This window comes from Massilia rhizosphaerae, from assembly GCF_016093545.1.
Classification (GTDB): domain Bacteria; phylum Pseudomonadota; class Gammaproteobacteria; order Burkholderiales; family Burkholderiaceae_D; genus Telluria; species Telluria rhizosphaerae.
In genome coordinates this window covers 140952-162121 of sequence record NZ_JADKYX010000020.1, presented here as the reverse complement: position 1 = coordinate 162121, position 21170 = coordinate 140952, and the positions used below count along the sequence as shown (strand labels likewise).

Here is a 21170-nt window from a genome sequence, read left to right as displayed (position 1 = left end):
TGTCCGAGAACGAGTCCACGTACATTCCGATCGGCATGACGCACCGCCTGGAGAATCCGGGCAAGCTGCCGCTGCACCTGATCGAAGTGCAGTCCGGCAGCTACCTCGGCGAGGACGACATCGTTCGATTCGAGGACATCTACAAGCGCGCTTGACAGGCGGGCCTTAGCGCATCCTCCGCGTCCGCACGGCCTGTGCGGACGCGTCTCTTCCTTTAGTTCCACAATGCTACAGTGCGTATGGCCGCGCGCATGCGGCATACAATGCGTCGTCGAGAACCCATCGGGGAAACATCATGAAGATGAAGACGATCATCGCGGCCGGCGCCCTGGGCGCGGCCCTGGCCGGCGTCGCCGGCACGGCGGCGGCAGGCGACATCATCGGCGGTTCCACTCTGCTTGACGCGAGCGGCCACGCCCAACTGGAACGCTGGCTCGGCGCCGGCGAATTCAACCTCAACAATGTGTACACGCTGCATCCCGGCGACACGTCGGACGCTTTCCACGCCGGCGCGGACGGCAAGGGTGCGACCTTCACCCTGCTGGAAGTGACGAACGGCGCGGGCGACAGCTTCCTCGTGGGCGGCTACAACCCGCAGAGCTGGGCCTCGGATGAGGGCTGGCACGAGACCCAGCGCGACTGGCAGCGCACGGCCTTCCTGTTCAATATGACGGACCCGGCCGTGTACCGGCAAGTGCTGACGGGCTATCAACTGCCGAGCCAGGGCCTGCGCCAGACGTACAACGAGGTCGGCTACGGCCCCATCTTCGGCTCCGGGCCGGACCTGTACGTCAACGACGCGCTGACGGCTGCCACGTCGTGGCAGCTGAGCTATGGGAATCCGGACAACGAGGGCCGCAGCATCATCGACGGCAGCCTGCACGGCGAAATCGTGAAGCTGGACGCGCTGGAAATCTTCGCGATTTCGCCCGTGCCCGAACCCGGCGCCGCGGCCATGCTGCTGGCCGGTCTCGGCGTGCTGGGCATGATCGCGCGCAGGCGCTTGTAGGGTGGGCACCCCGTGCCCACCATGCGTTCGCGGACCGATTTGCGTTTGGTGGGCACTGGGGTGCCCACCCTACTGGGACAGACTCTAAGCCGCGCTTAAGTTGTCTGCGTTGCAAGCTGTGGCATGATGTGCCCATGACCCGGATCCCGCGATTCTGCCCGTCCCTGCTCGCCTGCCTCCTCGCTTTCGTTGCGGCACCGTCCCGTGCCCAATTCGTCAGCGAGTCCCACCTCCAGCCCGATCAACTGGCCATCGTCATCAACGATGCGGAGCCGAACAGCGTCAAGGTCGGCGAGTACTATCGCAAGCGGCGCGGCATCCCGGCGGCCAACGTCGTGCATGTGCGCATTCCCGGCAAGCCGCGCGAGATCAGCGCCGAGCGGTTCGCGCAGCTGAAGGACGAGATCGACGCGCACCTGGGCCCCGGCATCCAGGCCGTGCTGATGGTGTGGACGGCGCCGTACAAGGTCGAGTGCAATTCCATCACGGGCGCGTACAGCCTCGGGTTCGACCCCGGCCAGTGCGCCAAGACGTGCGCGGCGGGCCGGCCGAGTCCCTACTTCAATTCCAGTTCCGCGCGTCCGTACACGGACCTGAATATCCGGATCTCGATGCTGTTGCCGACCGAATCCGTCGCGCAGGCCAAGGCCTTGATCGATCGCGGGGCGGGGGCGGGCTTTCGCATCGTGCCCGCCACCGCCTACTATTTGACGACGTCGGAGAAGGCGCGCAATTCGCGCGCGCTGTTCTTTCCGCCGGCCGGCAAGGTCGCGGCGCGCAGGCTGAAGACGAAGCCCATGCAGGCCGACGTGCTGGAAGGCGCCAAGGACGTCATGATCTACGAAACGGGCATGGCCGACGTCGCCAAGCTGGACACGCTCCACTTCCTGCCGGGGGCGCTGGCGGACCACCTGACGTCGCTGGGCGGCGACCTTCTCGGCGGCGAGCAGATGAGCAGCCTGCGCTGGCTGGACGCGGGCGCGACCGCCAGCTACGGCACCGTCAGCGAGCCTTGCAACCACTGGCAGAAATTCCCGAACCCGGCCGTGCTGCTCAAGCACTATGTGCAGGGCGCCAGCGCGATCGAAGCGTATTGGAAGAGCGTCGCCTGGCCGACGCAGGGCCTGTTCATCGGCGAACCGCTCGCCGCACCCTACCGCGCGCGCTGATCCGCCGGTTGTCCCGGGATTGGTCCGTTCGGACTAATCCGTGGTCATGATGTTGTCAATTTGTGCATTTAATATACATTTGTTAAATGTTGCATTGACAATTGATTTCCCAATCCCAGGACATCCCATGAACCCACGCGCTTTCCACTCTCCAGGACGCATGACCGTGCTGGCGGCCCTGCTGGCGGCCTTGTCGGCGCCCGTGTCCGCCGCGGCCGGCGGCGTCGTCATCAGCCAGGTCTATGGCGGCGGCGGCAATTCCGGCGCCACGTACAAGAACGATTTCGTCGAGCTGCTGAACACGAGCGGCACGACCGTCACGCTGGACAACTGGAGCGTGCAATACGCGTCGAGCGCGGGTACGACGTGGCAGGTCACCAAGCTGCCGGCCAGCGTGACACTCGCGGCCGGCCAGTACTACCTCGTGCAGGAGGCCAAGGGCAGCGGCGGCACGGACGCGCTGACGCCGGACACGGCCGGCACCATCGCGATGAGCGCGACGGCCGGCAAGGTGGCGCTCGTCAACACGACGACGGCGCTGTCGGGCAGCCAGCCGGTCGACAACGTCGTCGACTTCGTCGGTTTCGGCACGACGGCCAGTTACTACGAAGGCTCGGGCCCGACGCCGGCGCCGTCGAACACGCTGGCGGTGCTGCGCAAGAATGACGGCTGCCTGGACAGCGACGACAACAGCAGCGACTTCGTCACCGGCGCAGCGACCCCGCGCAACACGGGCAGCGACCGGGTGTCCTGCAGCGGCGCGCCGCTGCCGCAGCCTATCGTGCCGGCGTGCCCGGCCAGCGTGGGCGTCGACGTGGGGACGGGCACGACCGCGCCGCTGCAGGCGAGCGACGCCGACAGCCTCGTCAATAGCGCCGTCATCAGCAAGGGCGCCGTCGCCGGCATCAGCCTGACGGGCTTCACGGCCGCCACCGCCGCCAACCGCACGGCCACGGCGAACCTCGTCGTCGACGCGAGCCTGCCGGCCGGCACGTATCCGGTCGAGATCACGTTCGCCAACGACGCGAGCCAGACCGCCAGCTGCACCGTCGACGTGGCCGTCAGCGGCCTCGTCAAGATCCCGCAGATCCAAGGCAGCGGCCTGACGAGCCCGTACGCGAACACCGTGCAGTCGACGACCGGCGTGATTACGAAGAAACTGGGCAGCGGCTTCTTCATCCAGGATCCGGAAGGCGACGGCGATCCGGACACATCCGACGCCATCTTCGTGTACGGCGCCGCGACGGCCGCGCAGGAGGGCGACCTCGTGCGCGTGACGGGCACCGTGACCGAATACGCGCCGAGCGGCGCCAAGCGCTCGTACACGGAACTGAAGAACGTCAGCGCCGTGTCCGTCCTCGGCAGCGGCTACACGATCGCGCCCGTCAACATCGACCTGCCGGCCGAGCTGAGCCACTACGAAGGCATGCTGGTGCGCTTCGCGAACCCGCTGACCGTGAACGGCAACAGCTACCTGGGCGACCGCGGCGAACTGGTGCTCGCCAGCGGCCGCCGCGAGACGCCGACGAACCGCTACCGTGCCGGCTCGGCCGACGCGAACGCCCTGATGGCGGCCAACGCGCAGAACATGGTGGTCCTGGACGACGGCATCTTCACGGTGCCGCCGCATATCCCTTACCTGGCGGACGACAAGACCGTGCGCGCCGGCGACACGGTGACGGACCTCGTCGGCGTGCTGGACTTCGGCGCCATCGGCGGCGGCGGCGGCTGGTACAAGCTGCAGCCGACCGAAACGCCCGTGTTCAGCCGCACCAACCCGCGCGCGGACGCGCCGGCGGTCGCCGCCGGCAACGTGCGCGTGGCCAGCGCCAACGTCCTGAACTTCTTCACGACGTTCACGGACGGCACCGATGCCTGGGGCCGCACGGGGCAGGGCTGCACGATCGGCTCGTCGGCACCGTCCAAGAACAACTGCCGCGGCGCCGACAACATGACGGAATTCGTGCGCCAGCGCGACAAGATCGTCGACGAGCTGAAGGCGATGGACGCGGACGCCGTCGGCCTGATGGAAATCCAGAACAACGGCGACATCACGGTGAGCTATCTCGTCGACGCGCTGAACCAGGCGATCGGCGCGCCGACCCCGACGTATGCCTACGTGGCGAAGCCGGCCGCGACGGGCACGGACGCGATCCGCGTCGCCATGATCTACAAGCCGGCCGTGTTGACGCCGGTGGGCGGCGCGCTGTCGGACGGCGATGCCGTCAACAACCGCGCGCCGATGGCCCAGACGTTCAAGGTCAATGCGAACGGCGCCAAGTTCTCGCTGATCGTCAACCACCTGAAATCGAAGGGCGGCTGCGGCGGCGCGGGCGCCGGCGACACGGATGCCGGCGACGGCCAGGGCTGCTGGAACGCGACCCGCGTCCAGCAGGCCCAGCGCGTGTTCTCGTACTTCATCCCGACCGTCGTGGCGGCCGCCGGCGACCCGGACGTGCTGGCCGTGGGCGACTTCAATTCGTACGGCCACGAAGACCCGATCGCGTACCTGACGGACAACGGCATGGTCAACGAGCTGGAGCGCTTCGTCCGTCCGAACGGCATCCCGTATTCGTATGTGTTCGACGGCCAGAGCGGCTACCTCGACCATGCGCTGGCCAATGGCGCCCTCGACGCGCAGGTGGCCGGCGTGACGGAGTGGCACAACAATGCGGACGAGCCGGACGCGATCGACTACAACCTGGGCGACACGGCCGACGACCCGTACGTGAACAATCCGTTCCGCGCCTCCGACCACGATCCGGTCGTCGTGAGCCTGAACCTGGCGCCGGCCTATGCGGACGTCACGGCCAGCGTCAAGATCGCGCCGGGCGCACTCGGCTACAACCGCGTCACCGGCAAGTTCGTCGGCAGCGTCGCCATCACGAATACGAGCGGCGCGGCGCTGTCCGGACCGCTGCAATACGTGCTGCGGGGCTTGCCGGCCGGCGTCACGCTCGACAACAAGAGCGGCGACTTCGACGGCGCCCCGTACGTGACGTTGCCGGGCACGGCGCTGGCGCCGGGCGCGACCGTCAAGGTACCGCTGACCTTCACCAATCCGTCCAGGACGACCATCACGTTCACGTCGGCCCTGTATGCCGGCACCTTTTGATCGAGAGAGCGCACCATGACCCACCTGAAAACCCTGTTCTCCCGCGCGCTGCTGGCGCTGTCCCTGCTGGCCGGCGCGGGATTCGCGTCCGCCGGCCCGGTCTACCACGTCGCCCTCGACACGACCGGCACGAGCGGCGCGGGCTTCCTGCAGATCGACTTCCTGCCGTTCGCCACGAGCGACGTGGCGACGGCGACGATCAGCGGCCTCGACGGCGCCTTCACCGGCACGCCCGACCTCGTGAACGTGGCGCAGTCGGGCGGCGCGTACACGTTCTCGACCGACGCGTTCTCGGAATTGTTCCAGTCGATCACCTTGGGCGGCACGTTCGGCTTCGACGTGGCGTTCGGCGGCGTGCCGGCCGACGGCGGCAGCGCGACCTTGTCCGTCAGCCTGCTCGACAGCCCGACGACTTACCTGGCATTCCCGGCCGCCCAGATCAGCCTCGCGGCCGGCATGCCGCCCGCCATCGATGCCGATCCCGCGTTCGCCGCCGTGAACCCCGTGCCGGAACCGGCCGACTGGCTGCTCGTCGCCACCGGGTTGCTCCTGTTGACCGCGCTGCAGCGCCGCCGCGCCTGAGTCCGCGCAGGCCCTCGCCCACGATTTATTCGCCAAACATATGAATTCCTAATCGAAATCATATTGTTCAGCCGGACGTGCTTCGTGCATATTCGATCCTGTTGTCGCCAAGACAAGGATTCTTCGATGCGCACACACGTCCTCGCGGTCGATCCCGACCCCGCCGTTCGCCAGTTGCTGGAACTGAACCTGACCCGTGCCGGGCATCGCGTCGACCTGTGCCCGGACGCCGAGTCGGCGCACGCGGCGCTCGACGACGGCCCGCCCGACATGCTGTTGCTCGAATGGGATCTGCCCGGCCAGTCGGGCGCGGCGTTGATCCGGCGCCTGCGCGCCCAGGCGCGCACGTGCGAGCTGCCCATCATCATGGTGTCCGCGCGATCGGGGGAGCACGACACGATCCTCGCGCTGGAATCCGGCGCCGACGATTACCTGACGAAACCGTTCAATCCGCGCGAATTGCTGGCGCGCATGCAGGCCGTGCTGCGCCGGCGCGTGCCGCACGTGTCGGCCGACGCCGTGCAGATGGCGGGATTGCGCCTCGATCCGCACACGCAGCGCGTCGTGGCCGGCACGCGCCAGGTGGCGCTGGGGCCCGTCGAATTCCGTTTACTAAACTTCCTCATGCACCATCCGGAGCGGGTGCACACGCGCTCGCAGCTGCTGGACCAGGTCTGGGGCCGCCACGCCGTGCTCGACGAGCGCACGGTCGACGCCCACGTGGGGCGGCTGCGCCATGCGCTGCAGCCGAGCGGGCACCAGGAACACATCGAGACCGTGCGCGGCGCCGGCTACCGCTTCGTCGCCTGGACGTGAGCGTGGAACCCGTCGTCATCCTCAGCCGCCAGGAGCAGGAATACCTGCTGTGCGCCATCGAATCCGGGCTGCGCGTGGCGAGCCAGCGCCAGCTGTTCCTGTGGGCCCAGGGCCAGGTGCAGGCCTTGTTGCCGCACCGGGTGCTCGTGGGTCTGGAACTGGGGCCGGGCGGGACGCCGGCGCGGCTGGAATGCGTGCACGGCACCGTGCTGGCGCCGGCGGCGCAGCGGGCGCTGACGGACGGGCGCGACGGCCTGGCGCTGCGCATCGCGCGGCAGTGCGTGCAAGGGGGACGTCTACCGGTGCTGGCCGATTTCGGCATGGCCGCGCGCCAGCCGCTGGAGGGGCTGCGCGAGGAGATGAAGCGGATCGGGTTCGACAGCGTGCTCGTGCACGGCACGGGGCCGACGAGCGCGGGCGCCAGCGTGTTCGTGCTGTTCGGCCTCGCGCCGCGGCCGAACGCGCGCCACGCCTATTTCCTGGAATTGTTGCTGCCTTGCCTGCACCTGGCGCTGGGGCGCTTGCCGCCGCGCCGGGCGGCGGCGGGCGGTACGCCGGTGCGTCCGCTGAGCGCGCGCGAGGCCGAGATCGTCGGCTGGCTGCGGGCGGGGAAGAGCAATGACGAGATGGGGAGGATCCTGGGGATCAGCGCGCTGACCGTCAAGAACCATCTGCAGCGTATCTACCGCACGCTCGGCGTCAGCAACCGGGCGCATGCGCTGGCGCGCTGCATGGAATTGCGGCTGCTGGAAGAGGGATCCGCAGCCGCCGCGTGTCAAGACTGCGGTGCGTCGGCCGCGGCGCGGCGCATGGCTTCGTAGCGGTAGGCTTCGGCGTTCGCATCGATGATGCGCAGGCCTTTGCAGCCGTCGGCCGCGCAATCCGGCGCGGGCGTATTCGCGGTGGCGACCTGGGCGGCGTTACCGGTCTCGACCATGGCTGCGGTCTGGGTCGGCTGGTCGATCTGGGCGCCACTGCCGCAGGCGGCGAGGAGGGCGGTGAGGCTGAGGGCGAAAGCGGTACGGAAAGCGTTGATTTTCATGACTGAGGGCAATGTTTGCGTTCATCAATGCGCCCACTGTAGCGTCCGTTTTTCCGCAACTCAACACTTTTTTTGTTAAATTCGTGCAAATATTATGGTTTTGAAATATTTTTGCCTGGAAATAGCTGAAGATAGGCGATGATGAAGGGAAATATCCTGTAGGAAATTTTAAATGCATTCAGGAAAAAGTCGCGCAAAAACTACGCAGTTTTTTCTTCAATTGCACGGAAAATCATAAAGGATTTCACACAGTCAATGGGTTATGCTAGGCCATCCGTATAGCCAGCACGTGAAATGGGAGAAAGATTGTCCCGAACCTGTTCCGGCGCGCGGAACAAGGTTAAAATTTTGCGAACAAGAAATCCGTGTTTCGACCGACGAGCCCGGCGCAGGATCGCGCGATATACCAAGGTGTCATAGTTAAACCTCTCGAAATGATTTGTCGCCATCACGGGGCCATGGTAGCCTTCACGCAAGGCTTTACATTAGAGCAATAGAGGAGTCGGTTGGATGTATCGTGTGCAGACCAAGGACACCGCCGCGCGGGTCCGCCAGGCTGGTTTTACCCTGCTTGAACTTTTGGTAGTTATCGTTATCATCGGTTTGCTTGCGGCCTATGTCGGGCCCAAGTATTTCGCGCAGCTGGGCAAGTCCGAGGTCACGGTGGCCAAGGCCCAGATCGAAGCGTTCGAAAAATCGCTGGACACCTTCCGTCTCGACGTCGGCCGCTATCCGACGACGGAGGAGGGCTTGAATGCGCTGCTGACGGCCCCGCCCGCGGCGGCCGCCAAGTGGAACGGGCCCTATCTCAAGAAAAGCGTCCCGCTCGATCCGTGGGGCCACGCCTACCAATACCGCGCGCCCGGCACCAAGGGCGAGTACGAAATCGTCTCGCTCGGCAAGGACGGCCAGCCGGGCGGTGAAGGCGAGAGCGCCGACATCGTCTCCCAATAAGCGCGGTTTGTCGTTCTCGCATTCGCTCCCATGCAATTCGCGGTCCGCACCCTAGCGCCCGACATGCGCATCGCCAGCGTGGTCGTCGACGCCACCGACGAGGCGGACGCGCGCCGCCAGATCGAGGCGCGCGGCCTGTTCGTCAGCGCCATCGAACCCGCGCACGCGCCCCTGCTGCGCCGCCGGCGCGGCGGCAAGCTGTCGCTCGTGCTGTTCAGCCAGGAACTGCTCGCGCTGCTGACGGCGGGCCTGGGCATCGTCGAAGGCCTGGAAGCCCTGCTGGAAAAGGAAGCCAGCCCCGCCACGCGCGGCGTGCTGGAACGCCTGCTGGCCGGCCTGCGCGAAGGCAAGCGCCTGTCGACCGTGATGGCCGCGCAACCCCTGCTGTTCCCGCCGCTGTACGTGGGCATCGTGCGCGCGGCGGAAGGCACGAGCGACCTGCCGCGCGCGCTCGAACGCTATATCGAATACCAGCAGCGCATCGACACCGTGCGCGCCAAGGTCGTCAGCGCGTCGATCTACCCGGCCATCCTGCTGTGCGTGGGCGGCGGCGTGTCGATCTTCCTGATGTCCTATGTCGTGCCGCGCTTCGCCGAGGTCTACCAGGGCGCGGGCCGCAGCCTGCCGTGGCTGTCGCGCGTGATGCTCGACTGGGGCCAGTTCGCGGGCCGCCATGCGGGCGGCCTGTTGATCGGCTTCGCGGCCACCGTGAGCATCGCCGCCTGGGCGATCCGGCGCGCCTTGCAACGGGGCGGCGCGGCGCGCCTGCTGGCCAGGCTGCCCGGCATCGGCGAGCGCGCCCGCATCTATGAACTGTCGCGCCTGTACCTCACGCTGGGCATGCTGAACGAAGGCGGCATCACGCTCGTGAATGCGATCGATACCGTGCAGGGCATGGTGTCGCCCGGCGTGGCCGTCGGCCTGCGCGCCGCGCGCACCGCGATCGAGGCGGGACGGCCGCTGTCCGACGCGTTCGAGGCCAACGGCCTCACGACGCCGATCTCGCTGCGCATGCTGCGCGTGGGCGAGCGCACGGGCGCGATGGGCACGATGCTCACGCGCTCCGCCGCGTTCTACGACGGCGAGATCGGACGCTGGATCGACCGCTTCACGCGCACGTTCGAACCGCTGCTCATGGCGGCCATCGGCCTCGTCGTCGGCGCCATCGTCGTGCTGCTGTACATGCCGATCTTCGACCTGGCCGGAGACATGTCGTGAACGCGCCGCTCGCCTCGCTCGACGAAGCCATGCTGGCGCGCGCTCGCGCGCAAAGCCGCCAGTCGCGCCGCGCGCTCGTCGAGGAATTGCAGGGCTTGTCCGGCCTGGAGCCGCGCGAGATCGTGGGCCTGCTGGCCGCGCCGCTGGGTCTGACGGTGATGGAAACGCCGGAGATGTTCGGCCAGCAGCCCGCGTTCGACCTGCTGCCGCTGGCGCAGGCGCTGGCGCGCCACTGCGTGCTGCTGCGCGACGACGCCAGGCGGCTGACGGGCGTGATCGCCGACCCGTTCGACCTCGACCTGCAGACGTGGCTGCAGGCCCAGGCCGGCGCGACGGCCGCGCAGCCGCTGCACCTGCGGCTGGCGCTGCAGTCCGACATCCAGGCCTACCTCGGCAAGCACGAGGAATCCGCGCGCGCCGTCGACACGCTCGTCGGCGACAGTGGCGAGGGCCGGCGCGACGGCAAGAGCGCGACCGTGCTGTCGTTCGCGTCCGTGTCGGAAGCGGCCAGTCCCGCCGTCAAGCTCGTCAACTCGACCCTGTACGACGCCCTGAAGGCCGGCGCGTCCGACATCCACCTGGAGAGCACCGCCGGCGGCCTCGCCGTCAAGTACCGCGTGGACGGCGTGCTCGATCACGCCGCGTCCGTCGGCGGCATCGAACTGGCGGAGCACATCATCTCGCGCCTGAAAGTGCTGGCGGAGCTGGACATCGCCGAGCGCCGCGTCCCGCAGGACGGCAGCTTCCGCGTCGAATCGGCCGGGCGCGAGATCGACCTGCGCGTGTCGATCATGCCCAGCATCCACGGCGAGGACGCCGTCATCCGTATCCTCGACAAGCGCGCGATGATCGAGGCCTACGGCTCGCTCACGCTGGAAGCGCTGGGCTTCGACGCGCCGTCGCTGGCCACCTTGCGCATGCTGGCCCAGGAGGCCTACGGCATGCTGCTGGTGACGGGGCCGACGGGTTCCGGCAAGACGACCACCCTGTACGCGGCGCTGACCGAGATCCACAACGGCCGCGAAAAAATCATCACGATCGAGGACCCGGTCGAATACCAGCTGCCCGGCATCCTGCAGATCCCCGTCAACGAAAAGAAGGGCCTGTCGTTCGCCAAGGGCCTGCGCTCGATCCTGCGCCACGACCCGGACAAGATCATGGTCGGCGAGATCCGCGACCGCGAGACGGCGGAGATCGCGGTGCAGTCGGCGCTGACGGGCCACCTCGTGCTGACGACCGTCCACGCGAACAATGTGTTCGACGTGTTCGGCCGCTTCACGCACATGGGGATCGATCCGTACGCGTTCGTCTCGGCGCTGAACGGCATCTGGGCCCAGCGCCTGATCCGCATGAACTGCCCGCGCTGCGCCGTGCAGTACACGCCCGACGACGCCGAGCTGGCGTCCGCGCACCTGACGCGCGCGGAGGTGGCCGATCACGTGTTCATGCGCGGCGTGGGGTGCGGCGATTGCCGCGGCACCGGCTACAAGGGGCGCCGGTCGATCGCCGAGATCCTGACGCTTAACGACGAGATCCGCGAACTGATCGTCGACAAGCAGCCGATCCGCCGCATCAAGGCGGCCGCCGCCGCCAACGGCACGCGCAGCCTGCGCCTCGCGGCGCTGGACCTGGTCAAGCGCGGCGCCACGACGATCGAGGAAATTCGGAGGGTCACGCTGCATGCTTAGCGCCTTGAAATCGACGTTCGGGCAGCAGCTGCGCATCGGCGTCGCGCCGGATGCGCTGGCGCTCGTGCGCACCAGCATCTGGCCGCACGAACGGGCGCGCCTGCTGGGCCAGGTCGCGGCGACGGGGGGCGATCCGGTGTCGCTGGGCGCGGCGCTCGGCATGCTGCTGGGCGAGCACGACGTGGCCGGGTTTCCGGCGACGGTCGTGCTGTCCGACGACCTCGTGCGCCTGTGGCAGGTGACGCCGCCGCAAGGCGCGACGCGCCTCGCCGACCTGGAAGCGGCCGCCGCGCTGCGCTACCAGGCGCTGTTCGGGGGCAGTCCGGACGGCTGGACCGTGCGCGCCGACTGGGACGCCGCGCATCCGTTCCTCGCCGCCGCGCTGCCGCTGGCGCTGCTGGAACAACTGACGGCGGCAGCAAGCGGCCAGCGCTTCAAGCTCGTCGAGATCGTGCCGCAATTCGTCGCCGCGCTGAACCAGCACCGCCGCGCGCGCCGCGCGGGCGCGTGGTTCGGCGTCGTGCACGGCGGCGTGCTGTCCATCGCCGCGCTCGACGGCGACCTGCTCGCCGCCGTGCGCACGGCGCCGATCCCGCCGGGCGCGGACCGCGACTGGCTCGAAGGTCACGTGGCGCGCGAGGCGCTGCGCGTGGGCCTGTCGCGCCCCGAGCGCCTGCAGATCTGCGGACCGGCGCCCACCGGATGGGCGAGCAGCGCGGGCCGGCTGAAATTCGCCTGCACGCTGTTCGAGGACGAGACCGATCCGCTGTGGCCCGATTGCGCCCGGCTCGCGCTGACGGGGAGGGCGCCATGAAGAAGATCCGCATCGACTTCGCGCCGCCCAGCGTCGCCCGCGCGTGGCACCGCACGCCGCGCGGGACGTGGAGCCTCCTGGTCGCCGCCGTCGCGCTGGTGCCGGGGCTCGGCAGCAGCATCACGCAATACCGCGGCCTGGAGCAGAACGAGGCATTCCACGCTGCGCAGGTGGCCCGGGCGCAGGCCCGCGCCGCCGCGCGCGCGCCCGTCGCCGCGCCGGTGCGCGTCGTGCCGCCGGCGCAGGCCGGCGCCGTGAACGCGTCCGTGCAGCAGCTCAACCTGCCGTGGCGCGCCCTGCACGACGCGGTCCAGGCGGCGACGCCCGCCAACATCGCCCTGCTGGCGCTGGAACCGGACGCGAAGAAGAGCAGCGTGCGCATCACCGCGGAAGCGAAGACCAGCGACGACATGATCGCCTACGTCGAGGCGCTGCAGCAGGTCGACTGGTTCAGCACCGTGCTGCTGGCGCGCCACGAGATCAACGAGCAGGACCGCAACCGCCCGATCCGTTTCCAGATCGACGCCCAGTGGAGGGCCGCGCCATGAAGACGACCTTCGCGGCGCCCATGCTGCGCCTGCGCCTGGCGCTGCTGCGCGCGAACCCGGTCCTGCTGGCGGCGGCGCTCGTGCTGCTCGCCATGGCCGGCGCCTTCGCCTGGACCTTGCATGCCGTGTGGGCGATGGAGCGCCGGCAGGCAGCGTACGCCGCGCCGGCGCGCCCGACGGCGCGGCCCGCGACGACACCCGCGCCGGCGCCCAAGCCGGCGCCCGTGGCGCCCCCCGACAACCTGGCCGCGTTCTACGGCGCGCTGGGCGAACGGGGCGACGTCGAGCAACAGGTGAAGACGCTGTTCGCCCTCGCCGCCAAGTCCGGCCTCGTGCTGCGCCAGGGCGAGTACAAGCCGGGCTACGAGCGCAACGCCCACGTCTACACCTACCAGGTCAGCCTGCCCGTGAAAGGCAGTTACGCGGCCATCTGGCAGTTCGCGATGGCGGCGCTGCGCGCGATCCCGTTCGCGTCGCTGGACGAGATCAGCTTCCACCGCGACGCCATCGGCGACGCGACGGTGGAGGCGCGCCTGCGCCTGACCCTTTACCTGCGCGACGGGACGGCACGGCCATGAAGACGGGCCGGATTCAGCCGCGCCACGCGATCCTCGGACTGGCCCTCGTCGGCGCGGGGCTGCTCGCCGCGTTCGGCAACAAGACGCCGGCCGGCGACATCGCGGAGCCCGTGGCGCGTCCGGCCGCGCCGGCGCCGCGCGCGCCCACGCCCGCGCCGGCACGGGCACCGGCTGCGGCTACGGCTACGACACAGCCGGCCGAGGCGGGCGCGGGCCAGCCCGTCCTCGCGCTGGTGCCGCGCGATGCGCTGATCGGCGAGTCCGACACGCTGTTCGGCCAGGGGCAGAACGGCGCCGGTCCGTTCGCGCACCAGGACTGGACGCCGCCGCCCCCGCCGCCGCAACCCGCGCCGCCGCCACCGCCACCGCCGCCGCCCACGGCGCCGCCGCTGCCGTTCACCTTCATCGGCAAGTCCGTCAGCGACGGCGTATGGGAGGTCTACCTGGCGCGCGGCGCCCGCACCTACGTCGTGCGCGAGAAGGGGGCCGTGATCGACGGGACCTACCGCGTCGACGCCATCACCCCGCCGGTACTGACCCTGACCTACCTGCCGCTGAACCAGGTCCAACAGCTCAATATTGGAGTATTCGATTGATCGCTCGCCCCACTCTGGCCCGCTGCCTGCTCCCGGCGTTCGCCGCCATCCTGCTGTCCGGCTGCGCGGCGCAAATGGCCTACCGCGAAGGGAACGAGCTCGTGGCCCAGGACAAGGTCGAAGCCGGGCTCCTGAAATACCGGGAAGCGCTGGCCGCCGATCCGTCCAACGTCGTCTACAAGGCCACGTACCTGCGCGCGCGCGACGCCGCCACGAACCGCCTGCTGCCCCAGGCCGACCGTGAACTGGCCGACGGCAAGCCGGAACTGGCCATCGCGGACTACCGGCGCGTGCTGGCGTTCGATCCCCTCAACGACCGCGCGCGCGCCGGCCTGGCCCAGGTCGACGCCGACCGCCGCCACGGCGTGCTGATGGCGGAGGCGCGCACCGCGCTGGAACACAAGGACCTCGACCTGGCCAAGACCAAGCTGACCGCCATCCTGACGGAGCGCCCGTCGTACGAACCGGCGCGCCGGCTGCTGGCGGACGTCAACGAGAAGATCGCGGCGAATTCGCCCGAGGCGGCGCTGGCGGCCGCGTTCCGCACGCCCATCAGCCTGGAGTTCCGCGACGCGCCGCTCAAGCAGATCTTCGAGGTGATCGCGCGTCACTCGGGCCTCAACTTCCTGTTCGACAAGGACGTCAAGACGGACCGGCGCGCGTCCATCTTCCTCAAGAACAGCACGGTGGAAGCGGCCGTGTACTACCTCCTGATGACGAACCAGCTGGAACGCCAGGTCATGGACGGCAACACGATCCTGATCTACCCGAACATCGCGGCCAAGCAGAAGGAATACCAGGAGATGACGGTCAAGACCTTCTACCTGGCCAACGCGGAAGCGAAGTCCGTCGCCAATACCCTGAAGACGATCCTCAAGGCGCGCGACATCGTCGTGGACGAGAAGCTGAACCTCGTGATCCTGCGCGACACTCCTGAAGCCGTGAAGCTGGCGTCGCGGCTGGTGGCGCTGCAGGACGTGCCGGAGGCCGAGGTGATGCTGGACGTCGAGGTGCTGGAAGTGCAGCGCAACCGCCTGCTCGACCTGGGCGTCGACTGGCCCACGAGCCTGGCGTTCGCGCCGCTGACGACGACGGCCGGCAGCGCGATCACGGTCGACCAGCTGCGCCACCTGAACGGCCAGACGATCGGCGTGACGGGCGTCACCGGCTCGCTCACCGCCAGCAAGACCGACGGCGATTCCGAGACCCTGGCCGCGCCCCGCATCCGCGTGCGCAACAAGGAAAAGGCCAAGGTCGTCATCGGCGACAAGCTGCCGACCATCACGACGACCATTTCGTCGGGCGTGGGCGGCTTCGCGTCCGAGTCCGTGAACTACGTCGACGTCGGTCTCAAGCTCGACGTCGAGCCCACGATCTACCTGAACAACGAGGTCGGCATCCGCATCTCGCTCGAAGTCAGCAATCTCGTCGACACCGTCACGACGAAGGGCGGCACGACGGCGTACCGCATCGGCACGCGCTCGGCGTCGACGATGCTGCAGCTGAAGGATGGCGAGAACCAGGTGCTGGCGGGCCTGATCAAGAACGAGGACCGGTCGAGCAGCACCAAGCTGCCCGGGCTGGGTGATTTCCCGATCCTGGGCCGGCTGTTCGGCAGCCAGCAGGACACGCGCAACAAGACCGAGGTCGTGCTGTCGATCACGCCGCACCTGATCCGCAACCTGCAGCGCCCGCCCGCATCGGCGTCCGAATTCAGCGCCGGCACGGAAGCCAGCTTCCGGCGCCGCCCCGACATGACCGTGCGCACGCCGGCGCAACTGCCGGGGCAGGGCGCGCACCCGCTGCCGGGCGGCGCGCCCGCGCGCACGGCGCCGCCCGCGGCGCAGCCGCATCCCGCGCCGCCGCAGCCGGCACGGCCGCAATCCGCGCAACCGTTGCCGGTGCTGCCCGACCAGCCGCAGGCGGGCGCGATGGTCCCCGCCAGCAGCGTCGGCGCCAGCGGCACCTTGCCGGCCGCGCCGGCGTCCGTGGCGCCGTCCGAGCTGCCGGCCGCGCCCCCGGTCCAGATCACGCCGCTGCCGCAGCCGGACATCACGCCCATGCCGCAGCCGGCCAACAACCACGTGCCCGCGTCGCAGGCCGCGTTCCCGAACCAGAAATGAATGCCCGGCGCCCGCGCGGCTTCACCCTGATCGAGCTGCTCGTCACGCTGGCGATCCTGGCCCTGCTCGGAACGCTGCTAGTGCCGACCGCGCAGATCGCGCTGCAGCGCCGCCACGAACAGGCGCTGCGCGTCGCGCTGCACGACATCCGCGCCGCCATCGACGCGTACAAGAAGGCCGGGGACGAAGGGCGCATTCCGCGCGCGGCCGGGGCCACGGGCTATCCGCCGAAACTGGAGGTGCTCGTCGAGGGCGTGCCCGACCAGAAGAGTCCCAAGAAAGCCAAGATCTATTTTCTGCGCCGCCTGCCGCGCGATCCGTTCAACGACGACGCGGACCTCAAGGATGCCGAGACGTGGGGCAAGCGCAGCTACGCCAGCGAGCCGGACGAACCGAAGGAAGGGGACGACGTGTACGACGTCTACTCGACCTCCGGCAAGGTCGGGCTGAACGGCGTCCCTTACAGCCGCTGGTGAATCCATGGACAAGACAATGCGCAACCGGTGCAACTGGCGCAAGCGGGGTTTCACGCTGATCGAACTGCTGGTGGTGCTGGCCATCGTGGCGCTGCTCCTGACGCTGGCGGTGCCGCGCTTCTTCCCGAAGATCGACAGCACCAAGGAGACCATCCTGGCCGAGAACCTGCGCAATACGCGCGCCGTGATCGACCAGTTCCACGAAGACACCGGACGCTATCCGGAATCGCTGCAGCAGCTGGTCGAGAAACGCTACCTGCCGACGCTGCCGTTCGATCCGATCGCCGACACCGATTCGGCCTGGACGATCGTCCCGCCGGCGGAAGGCGACAAGGGCGGCGTCTACGACATCCACAGCGGCGCGCCCGGCACGGGCCGCAACGGCAAGCCGTATGCGGAATGGTAAGCCCTTGCCGCGCGAGGGCGGGTTCACCTACCTCGGGCTCGTGATCCTCGTGACCGTGATCGGCCTCGTCGGCGCGGCCACGCTGAAGGTCGATTCGTTGCTGCGGCGCGCGGCGGCGGAGCAGGAGTTGCTGGAGACGGGCGCCGCGTTCGGCGAAGCCCTGCGCACGTATGCCGAGGCGACGCCCAAGGGGCAGCCGCGGCAGCCGCCGACGCTGCAGGAGCTGTTGAAGGATCCGCGCTTTCCCGGCGTGCGCCGGCACCTGCGCAAGATCTTCGTCGACCCGCTGACGGGCAAGGCCGAGTGGGGCATCGTGTGGGCCAATCCCGGCGAGCGGCGCGGCGTGCTGGCCGTGTACAGCCTGTCGACGGCGAAGCCGCTGAAGCAGGCGAATTTCGGCCCGCGCTTTTCCGGTTTCGAGAACAAGCAGCACATCTCCGACTGGAAGTTCGCGGCGACCGGGCAGGCGATCATGCAGGGCCAGGTGCTGGCGCAGAAGTCGCAGGCGCAGAACCAGCCGGGACAACCGTCGCTGTTCCAGCCGGCGCCCGCGGACCCGCCGCCGGAGCAGCCGTCGCTGTTCCAGCCGACGCCCGCGAAACCCGCGCCGGAGCAGCCGTCGTTGTTTCCGGAGCGGGGCGCGCCGCAGTCCGACGCGGCGCCGCCGGCCGCCGTCGACGACGGCCGCTAGCCGGCGCGGTGCCTCACTTGGCGCGGCGCATGAACTGGCGCGGCCGGAAGCCCAGCGCCAGCAGCGCGGCGAAATAGACGGCGGCGGAGGCGCCGATGATGAGGAACAGGGCGCCGATGCGCAGCAGCGGGTGGGCGTGCAACGCGGCCCAGTTTAGTTGCGCCTGGCTGAACCACGCGACGAGTCCCATCAGCGCGACGGCCGCGACGACCTTGGCAAAGAACGGCAGCCAGCCCGCATGCGGCACATAGATGGCGCGCCGGCGCAGGCCCGTGAACAGGAAGCTGGCATTGATGCAGGCGCCCAGGCCGATCGACAGCGCGAGTCCCGCCACGCCGAGCCGCGGCACGAACACCAGGTTCATCAACTGCGTGGCGACGAGCACGCCGACGGCGATCTTGACCGGCGTGCGGATGTCCTGGCGCGCATAGAAGGCCGGGGCGAGGATCTTGACGAGGATGATGCCGAGCAGGCCGGCCGCATAGGCCATCAGCGGCGCGGTGGCGGCGGTGACGGCGTGGGCGGTGAAGGCGCCGTAGTTGAACAGGGTGGCGATCAGCGGATTGGCCAGCGTGGCCAGGCCGACGGCGGCCGGCAGCGCGAGCAGGAACGTGAGGCGCAGGCCCCAGTCGAGCAGGGCGGAGTATTCGACGGGATCGTTGTCCGCGTTCGCCTTGGACAGGCTGGGCAGCAGCACCGTGCCCAGCGCCACGCCCAGCATGCCGGTCGGGAATTCCATCAGCCGGTCCGCGTACTGCAGCACGGAGACGCTGCCGGCGCCCAGGCGCGACGCGATGTTCGTGTTGATGAGCAGGCTGATCTGGGCGGCCGACACGGCGAACACGGCCGGGCCCATCTTCCTGAGGATGCGCCGCACGCCGGGGTCGGACAGGCCGGCGAGGGGATTGATCGACAGGCGCGGCAGCATGCCGATGCGCTGCAGCGCCGGGATCTGCAGGCCGACCTGCAGGGCGCCGCCGACCATCACGGCCACGGCCATCGAATAGACCGGTACCTCGAAATACTTCACCATGAACAGCGAGAAGAAGATCGACGACAGGTTCCACAGCACCGGAGTGAACGCCGGGATCTTGAATTCGCGCCAGGTATTCAACACGGCGCCGGCCAGCACGACGAACGACATGCACAGGATGTAGGGGAACATCAGGCGGGTCATCACGACGCCGGCGTCGAATGCCGGCCCTGTCAGGCCGCTGGCGATGACGTACAGCACGACGGGCGCGCCGACGATGCCGAGCAGGCTGGTCGCCAGGGTCGCCCACACGAGGGTATTGGCCACGTGGTCGACGAGGGTGCGAGTGGCGGCGTCGCCTTTCTGGCTCTTGTATTCGGCCAGGATCGGCACGAAGGCCTGCGAGAACGCGCCCTCGCCGAACAGGCGGCGCAGCAGGTTGGGGAGGCGGAAGGCGATGTTGAAGGCGTCGGTGTAATCGCTGGCGCCGAAGGCACGGGCAAACAGGGAGTCGCGCAACAGGCCGGTGATACGGGACAGCATCGTCATGCTCGAGATGGCTGCCAGGGTCTTGAGTAGGTTCATAGGCCGCGATTATAGCTGTGCTATTGCACGAAAAGCGAACCAGGATTTGCCCTGTGATGAAACCTTCGCTATAATCGAGGGCTGTATTGAATTCTGTTGGCAGACACTCGTTTGGCAGGCACTGGAATGGGCCGGTTTGAATGTTTGCAAACGCAACTTGACCCCGATTAGGAAATTCCATGGCAAATACCGCACAGGCGCGCAAGCGCGCTCGTCAGGCAGTTAAGCAAAACGCGCACAATTCGGCTCAGCGCTCGACCCTGCGTACCGCAATCAAGGCCGTCCGCAAGGCCATCCAGGCTGGCGACAAGGCCGCCGCCACCCAGATCTTCCAGCAGTCCGTGTCGACCATCGACAGCATCGCTGACAAGAAAATCATCCACAAGAACAAGGCCGCTCGCCACAAGAGCCGCCTGGCTGCCGCCATCAAGGCCCTGTCGGCCTAATACCCCGACAGCAACGCCCGCGCGGCCCCGGCCGCGCGCGTAGCGTGGCTGAAAAACCCGCCTCGACGCAAGTCCGGCGGGTTTTTTTCGTCGCCCATAAATTCGGGGTCAGAGCATAAATTCGGGGTCAGAGCACATTTGAGCGACATGTTGTCCAGGTAACATCGTGCTCTCTGGGCGACCGAACACCTAGACGTTGCCGGAGCCGCTAGCGCGGCGCACGTGCTGCGCGCGCGGCGATTCATTCCCTTGCAACATTGTCGAAAAAAGTGCTCTGACCCCGAATTTGACGCTTAATGTGCTCTGACCCCGAATTGCACTGGCGCAAAAAAAGGCAGCCCGCGGGCTGCCTTGATCGGCGTCGGGGCGCTTACTTGGCTGCCGGCTCGGCCGATGCGGCTTCGGCTGCGGCGGCTTTCTTGGCCTTCTTGTGGTGGTGCTTCTTCATCTTTTTCGCGGGAGCGGCAGGTTGCTCGGCGGCGGCCGATGCGGCCGGAGCGGATGCTGCCGGGGCCGCTGCTTGCGGAGCGGCGAAAGCGGAAACGGCGAACAGGGAAGCAACCAGGCCAGCGATCAGTTTGGACATTTCGGGTTCCTTTAAAGAAGATGGTGATCCACAACGGTGAATCTGTTCCCTTAACGGCCCCCGGGAGTTGCCGGTTGACAGGTTTTTGTCGCGCCTACATTAACTTTTGGAAAGCTTGATTTAGGTCAAGCCGACCGTTCCTTGCCGCCCACGGCGGCGGCCGGCACCTCCATCCATTCGCCCGGCATCAGCGGATGCGTCGCCAGCGAAAACGGCCCGATGCTCGAGCGCACGAGGCGCAGGGTCGGCAGGCCGACGGCGGCCGTCATCCGGCGCACCTGGCGGTTCTTGCCTTCCTCGAGCGTGATCGCGATCCAGCTGGTGGGCTTGTCCTGGCGCGCGCGGATGGGCGGATTGCGCGGCCACAGCCAGTCCGGTTCCGCGATCAGCGCCGCGCGGCACGGCTTCGTCGTGAAATCGCCCAGGTCGATGGGCGCCTGCAGGCGCGCCAGGCTGGCGCGGTCGGCGACGCCATCGACCTGCACGAGATACGTCTTCGCTTCCTTGTGGTCCGGATGGGCGATCTGGTGCTGCAGGCGGCCGTCGTCCGTGAGGAGCATCAAGCCTTCGCTGTCGGCGTCGAGGCGGCCGGCCGGATAGATGTTCGGGATGTCGAGGTAGTCGGCGAGGGTGGCGCGCTCGCCTTCGCGCGAGAATTGGCAGAGCACCTGGTAGGGCTTGTTGAACAGGATGAGGGACATGAGGGATGATTTTTGGTGCATAATGTCATGCCAGTGTTGCGTCTTAGGCAAGAC

The 21170-nt window shown here is 68.2% G+C and carries 22 protein-coding genes and 1 pseudogene; 19 read left to right on the top strand and 4 right to left on the bottom strand.

What is annotated here, in order from left to right:
- From ISF28_RS24495 to ISF28_RS24465, 7 genes and pseudogenes are all read left to right on the top strand, one after another.
- Positions 1 to 155 (top strand): annotated as a pseudogene (locus ISF28_RS24495) (mannose-1-phosphate guanylyltransferase/mannose-6-phosphate isomerase); the annotation flags it as partial.
- A 140-nt stretch (positions 156 to 295) separates the two neighbouring features.
- Positions 296 to 1009: a PEP_CTERM-anchored TLD domain-containing protein gene (locus ISF28_RS24490; protein ID WP_229519354.1), complete on the top strand. Its 714-nt coding sequence runs from the start codon at positions 296 to 298 to the stop codon at positions 1007 to 1009.
- A 134-nt stretch (positions 1010 to 1143) separates the two neighbouring features.
- On the top strand, positions 1144 to 2178 hold the full coding sequence (locus ISF28_RS24485) for a TIGR03790 family protein (protein ID WP_198119783.1): 1035 nt from the start codon (positions 1144 to 1146) through the stop codon (positions 2176 to 2178).
- Positions 2179 to 2305: 127 nt separating this feature from the next.
- Entirely contained in the window at positions 2306 to 5293 is a 2988-nt protein-coding gene (locus ISF28_RS24480) for an ExeM/NucH family extracellular endonuclease (protein ID WP_198119782.1), read from the top strand.
- Between the two features lie 15 nt (positions 5294 to 5308).
- Positions 5309 to 5875: an NF038129 family PEP-CTERM protein gene (locus ISF28_RS24475; RefSeq protein WP_198119781.1), complete on the top strand. Its 567-nt coding sequence runs from the start codon at positions 5309 to 5311 to the stop codon at positions 5873 to 5875.
- Between the two features lie 126 nt (positions 5876 to 6001).
- Positions 6002 to 6691, top strand: coding sequence for a winged helix-turn-helix domain-containing protein (locus ISF28_RS24470; RefSeq protein ID WP_198119780.1), 690 nt, complete (start codon positions 6002 to 6004; stop codon positions 6689 to 6691).
- 2 nt (positions 6692 to 6693) lie between these two features.
- Entirely contained in the window at positions 6694 to 7512 is an 819-nt protein-coding gene (locus ISF28_RS24465; RefSeq protein WP_198119779.1) for a LuxR C-terminal-related transcriptional regulator, read from the top strand.
- On the opposite strand, the gene ISF28_RS24460 is transcribed toward ISF28_RS24465, so the two are convergent.
- Positions 7467 to 7733 (bottom strand): hypothetical protein, encoded by a 267-nt coding sequence (locus ISF28_RS24460; protein WP_198119778.1) that lies wholly within the window; start codon positions 7731 to 7733, stop codon positions 7467 to 7469. The two genes, ISF28_RS24465 and ISF28_RS24460, sit on opposite strands and share 46 nt — an antisense overlap.
- Positions 7734 to 8243: 510 nt before the next feature.
- On the opposite strand from ISF28_RS24460, the gene gspG reads away from it, so the two are divergent.
- The 11 genes from gspG to ISF28_RS24405 are packed head-to-tail and all read left to right on the top strand — an operon-like array spanning position 8244 to position 17825.
- On the top strand, positions 8244 to 8687 hold the full coding sequence (gene gspG / locus ISF28_RS24455; RefSeq protein WP_198119777.1) for a type II secretion system major pseudopilin GspG: 444 nt from the start codon (positions 8244 to 8246) through the stop codon (positions 8685 to 8687).
- A 30-nt stretch (positions 8688 to 8717) separates the two neighbouring features.
- A complete protein-coding gene (locus ISF28_RS24450; protein WP_198119776.1) occupies positions 8718 to 9905 on the top strand; it encodes a type II secretion system F family protein in 1188 nt (395 codons plus the stop codon).
- 29 nt (positions 9906 to 9934) lie between these two features.
- Positions 9935 to 11593: a GspE/PulE family protein gene (locus ISF28_RS24445; protein WP_198119796.1), complete on the top strand. Its 1659-nt coding sequence runs from the start codon at positions 9935 to 9937 to the stop codon at positions 11591 to 11593.
- Entirely contained in the window at positions 11586 to 12407 is an 822-nt protein-coding gene (locus tag ISF28_RS24440) for a hypothetical protein (protein WP_198119775.1), read from the top strand. Before ISF28_RS24445 ends, ISF28_RS24440 begins: the two co-directional genes overlap by 8 nt.
- The gene (locus ISF28_RS24435; RefSeq protein WP_198119774.1) at positions 12404 to 12955 is read left to right on the top strand and encodes a PilN domain-containing protein; all 552 of its coding nucleotides are present in this window, start codon (positions 12404 to 12406) and stop codon (positions 12953 to 12955) included. The genes ISF28_RS24440 and ISF28_RS24435 overlap by 4 nt, the downstream gene beginning before the upstream one ends.
- Entirely contained in the window at positions 12952 to 13533 is a 582-nt protein-coding gene (locus ISF28_RS24430; RefSeq protein WP_198119773.1) for a hypothetical protein, read from the top strand. Before ISF28_RS24435 ends, ISF28_RS24430 begins: the two co-directional genes overlap by 4 nt.
- Positions 13530 to 14129 (top strand): hypothetical protein, encoded by a 600-nt coding sequence (locus ISF28_RS24425; RefSeq protein WP_229519353.1) that lies wholly within the window; start codon positions 13530 to 13532, stop codon positions 14127 to 14129. The genes ISF28_RS24430 and ISF28_RS24425 overlap by 4 nt, the downstream gene beginning before the upstream one ends.
- A complete protein-coding gene (locus tag ISF28_RS24420) occupies positions 14126 to 16252 on the top strand; it encodes a secretin GspD/PilQ domain-containing protein (protein WP_229519352.1) in 2127 nt (708 codons plus the stop codon). The genes ISF28_RS24425 and ISF28_RS24420 overlap by 4 nt, the downstream gene beginning before the upstream one ends.
- Positions 16249 to 16728, top strand: a complete 480-nt coding sequence (locus ISF28_RS24415) for a type II secretion system protein (RefSeq protein ID WP_198119772.1) — start codon at positions 16249 to 16251, stop codon at positions 16726 to 16728. The genes ISF28_RS24420 and ISF28_RS24415 overlap by 4 nt, the downstream gene beginning before the upstream one ends.
- Positions 16729 to 16732: 4 nt before the next feature.
- Positions 16733 to 17134 carry a type II secretion system protein gene (locus tag ISF28_RS24410; protein ID WP_229519351.1) on the top strand — a complete coding sequence of 134 codons (402 nt, stop codon included), beginning with the start codon at positions 16733 to 16735 and terminating at the stop codon, positions 17132 to 17134.
- Positions 17121 to 17825, top strand: coding sequence for a type II secretion system protein (locus tag ISF28_RS24405; protein WP_198119771.1), 705 nt, complete (start codon positions 17121 to 17123; stop codon positions 17823 to 17825). The genes ISF28_RS24410 and ISF28_RS24405 overlap by 14 nt, the downstream gene beginning before the upstream one ends.
- A gap of 13 nt (positions 17826 to 17838) precedes the next feature.
- Here the strand turns inward: ISF28_RS24405 and murJ are convergent, their stop codons facing one another.
- On the bottom strand, positions 17839 to 19383 hold the full coding sequence (gene murJ, locus ISF28_RS24400; protein WP_198119770.1) for a murein biosynthesis integral membrane protein MurJ: 1545 nt from the start codon (positions 19381 to 19383) through the stop codon (positions 17839 to 17841).
- A gap of 179 nt (positions 19384 to 19562) precedes the next feature.
- Here murJ and rpsT point away from each other — a divergent pair, with 179 nt between their 5' ends.
- Complete coding sequence (gene rpsT, locus ISF28_RS24395) at positions 19563 to 19829, top strand: 30S ribosomal protein S20 (protein ID WP_198119769.1); 267 nt, start codon at positions 19563 to 19565, stop codon at positions 19827 to 19829.
- A gap of 370 nt (positions 19830 to 20199) precedes the next feature.
- On the opposite strand, the gene ISF28_RS24390 is transcribed toward rpsT, so the two are convergent.
- Both ISF28_RS24390 and ISF28_RS24385 read right to left on the bottom strand, forming a co-directional pair.
- Complete coding sequence (locus ISF28_RS24390; protein WP_198119768.1) at positions 20200 to 20415, bottom strand: hypothetical protein; 216 nt, start codon at positions 20413 to 20415, stop codon at positions 20200 to 20202.
- Positions 20416 to 20540: 125 nt separating this feature from the next.
- The gene (locus tag ISF28_RS24385) at positions 20541 to 21116 is read right to left on the bottom strand and encodes a pseudouridine synthase (protein ID WP_198119767.1); all 576 of its coding nucleotides are present in this window, start codon (positions 21114 to 21116) and stop codon (positions 20541 to 20543) included.
- Positions 21117 to 21170 lie beyond the last annotated feature (54 nt).

Coding starts and splice junctions, on each gene's coding strand:
- ISF28_RS24405 (WP_198119771.1), top strand. CDS start 17,121: ATGCGGAATGGTAAGCCCTTGCCGCGCGAGGGCGGGTTCACCTACCTC.
- ISF28_RS24390 (WP_198119768.1), bottom strand. CDS start 20,415: ATGTCCAAACTGATCGCTGGCCTGGTTGCTTCCCTGTTCGCCGTTTCC.
- murJ (WP_198119770.1), bottom strand. CDS start 19,383: ATGAACCTACTCAAGACCCTGGCAGCCATCTCGAGCATGACGATGCTG.
- ISF28_RS24440 (WP_198119775.1), top strand. CDS start 11,586: ATGCTTAGCGCCTTGAAATCGACGTTCGGGCAGCAGCTGCGCATCGGC.
- ISF28_RS24435 (WP_198119774.1), top strand. CDS start 12,404: ATGAAGAAGATCCGCATCGACTTCGCGCCGCCCAGCGTCGCCCGCGCG.
- gspG (WP_198119777.1), top strand. CDS start 8,244: ATGTATCGTGTGCAGACCAAGGACACCGCCGCGCGGGTCCGCCAGGCT.
- ISF28_RS24410 (WP_229519351.1), top strand. CDS start 16,733: ATGGACAAGACAATGCGCAACCGGTGCAACTGGCGCAAGCGGGGTTTC.
- ISF28_RS24445 (WP_198119796.1), top strand. CDS start 9,935: ATGCTGGCGCGCGCTCGCGCGCAAAGCCGCCAGTCGCGCCGCGCGCTC.
- ISF28_RS24470 (WP_198119780.1), top strand. CDS start 6,002: ATGCGCACACACGTCCTCGCGGTCGATCCCGACCCCGCCGTTCGCCAG.
- ISF28_RS24480 (WP_198119782.1), top strand. CDS start 2,306: ATGAACCCACGCGCTTTCCACTCTCCAGGACGCATGACCGTGCTGGCG.
- ISF28_RS24485 (WP_198119783.1), top strand. CDS start 1,144: ATGACCCGGATCCCGCGATTCTGCCCGTCCCTGCTCGCCTGCCTCCTC.
- ISF28_RS24450 (WP_198119776.1), top strand. CDS start 8,718: ATGCAATTCGCGGTCCGCACCCTAGCGCCCGACATGCGCATCGCCAGC.
- ISF28_RS24415 (WP_198119772.1), top strand. CDS start 16,249: ATGAATGCCCGGCGCCCGCGCGGCTTCACCCTGATCGAGCTGCTCGTC.
- ISF28_RS24475 (WP_198119781.1), top strand. CDS start 5,309: ATGACCCACCTGAAAACCCTGTTCTCCCGCGCGCTGCTGGCGCTGTCC.
- ISF28_RS24460 (WP_198119778.1), bottom strand. CDS start 7,733: ATGAAAATCAACGCTTTCCGTACCGCTTTCGCCCTCAGCCTCACCGCC.
- ISF28_RS24425 (WP_229519353.1), top strand. CDS start 13,530: ATGAAGACGGGCCGGATTCAGCCGCGCCACGCGATCCTCGGACTGGCC.
- ISF28_RS24490 (WP_229519354.1), top strand. CDS start 296: ATGAAGATGAAGACGATCATCGCGGCCGGCGCCCTGGGCGCGGCCCTG.
- ISF28_RS24385 (WP_198119767.1), bottom strand. CDS start 21,116: ATGTCCCTCATCCTGTTCAACAAGCCCTACCAGGTGCTCTGCCAATTC.
- rpsT (WP_198119769.1), top strand. CDS start 19,563: ATGGCAAATACCGCACAGGCGCGCAAGCGCGCTCGTCAGGCAGTTAAG.
- ISF28_RS24430 (WP_198119773.1), top strand. CDS start 12,952: ATGAAGACGACCTTCGCGGCGCCCATGCTGCGCCTGCGCCTGGCGCTG.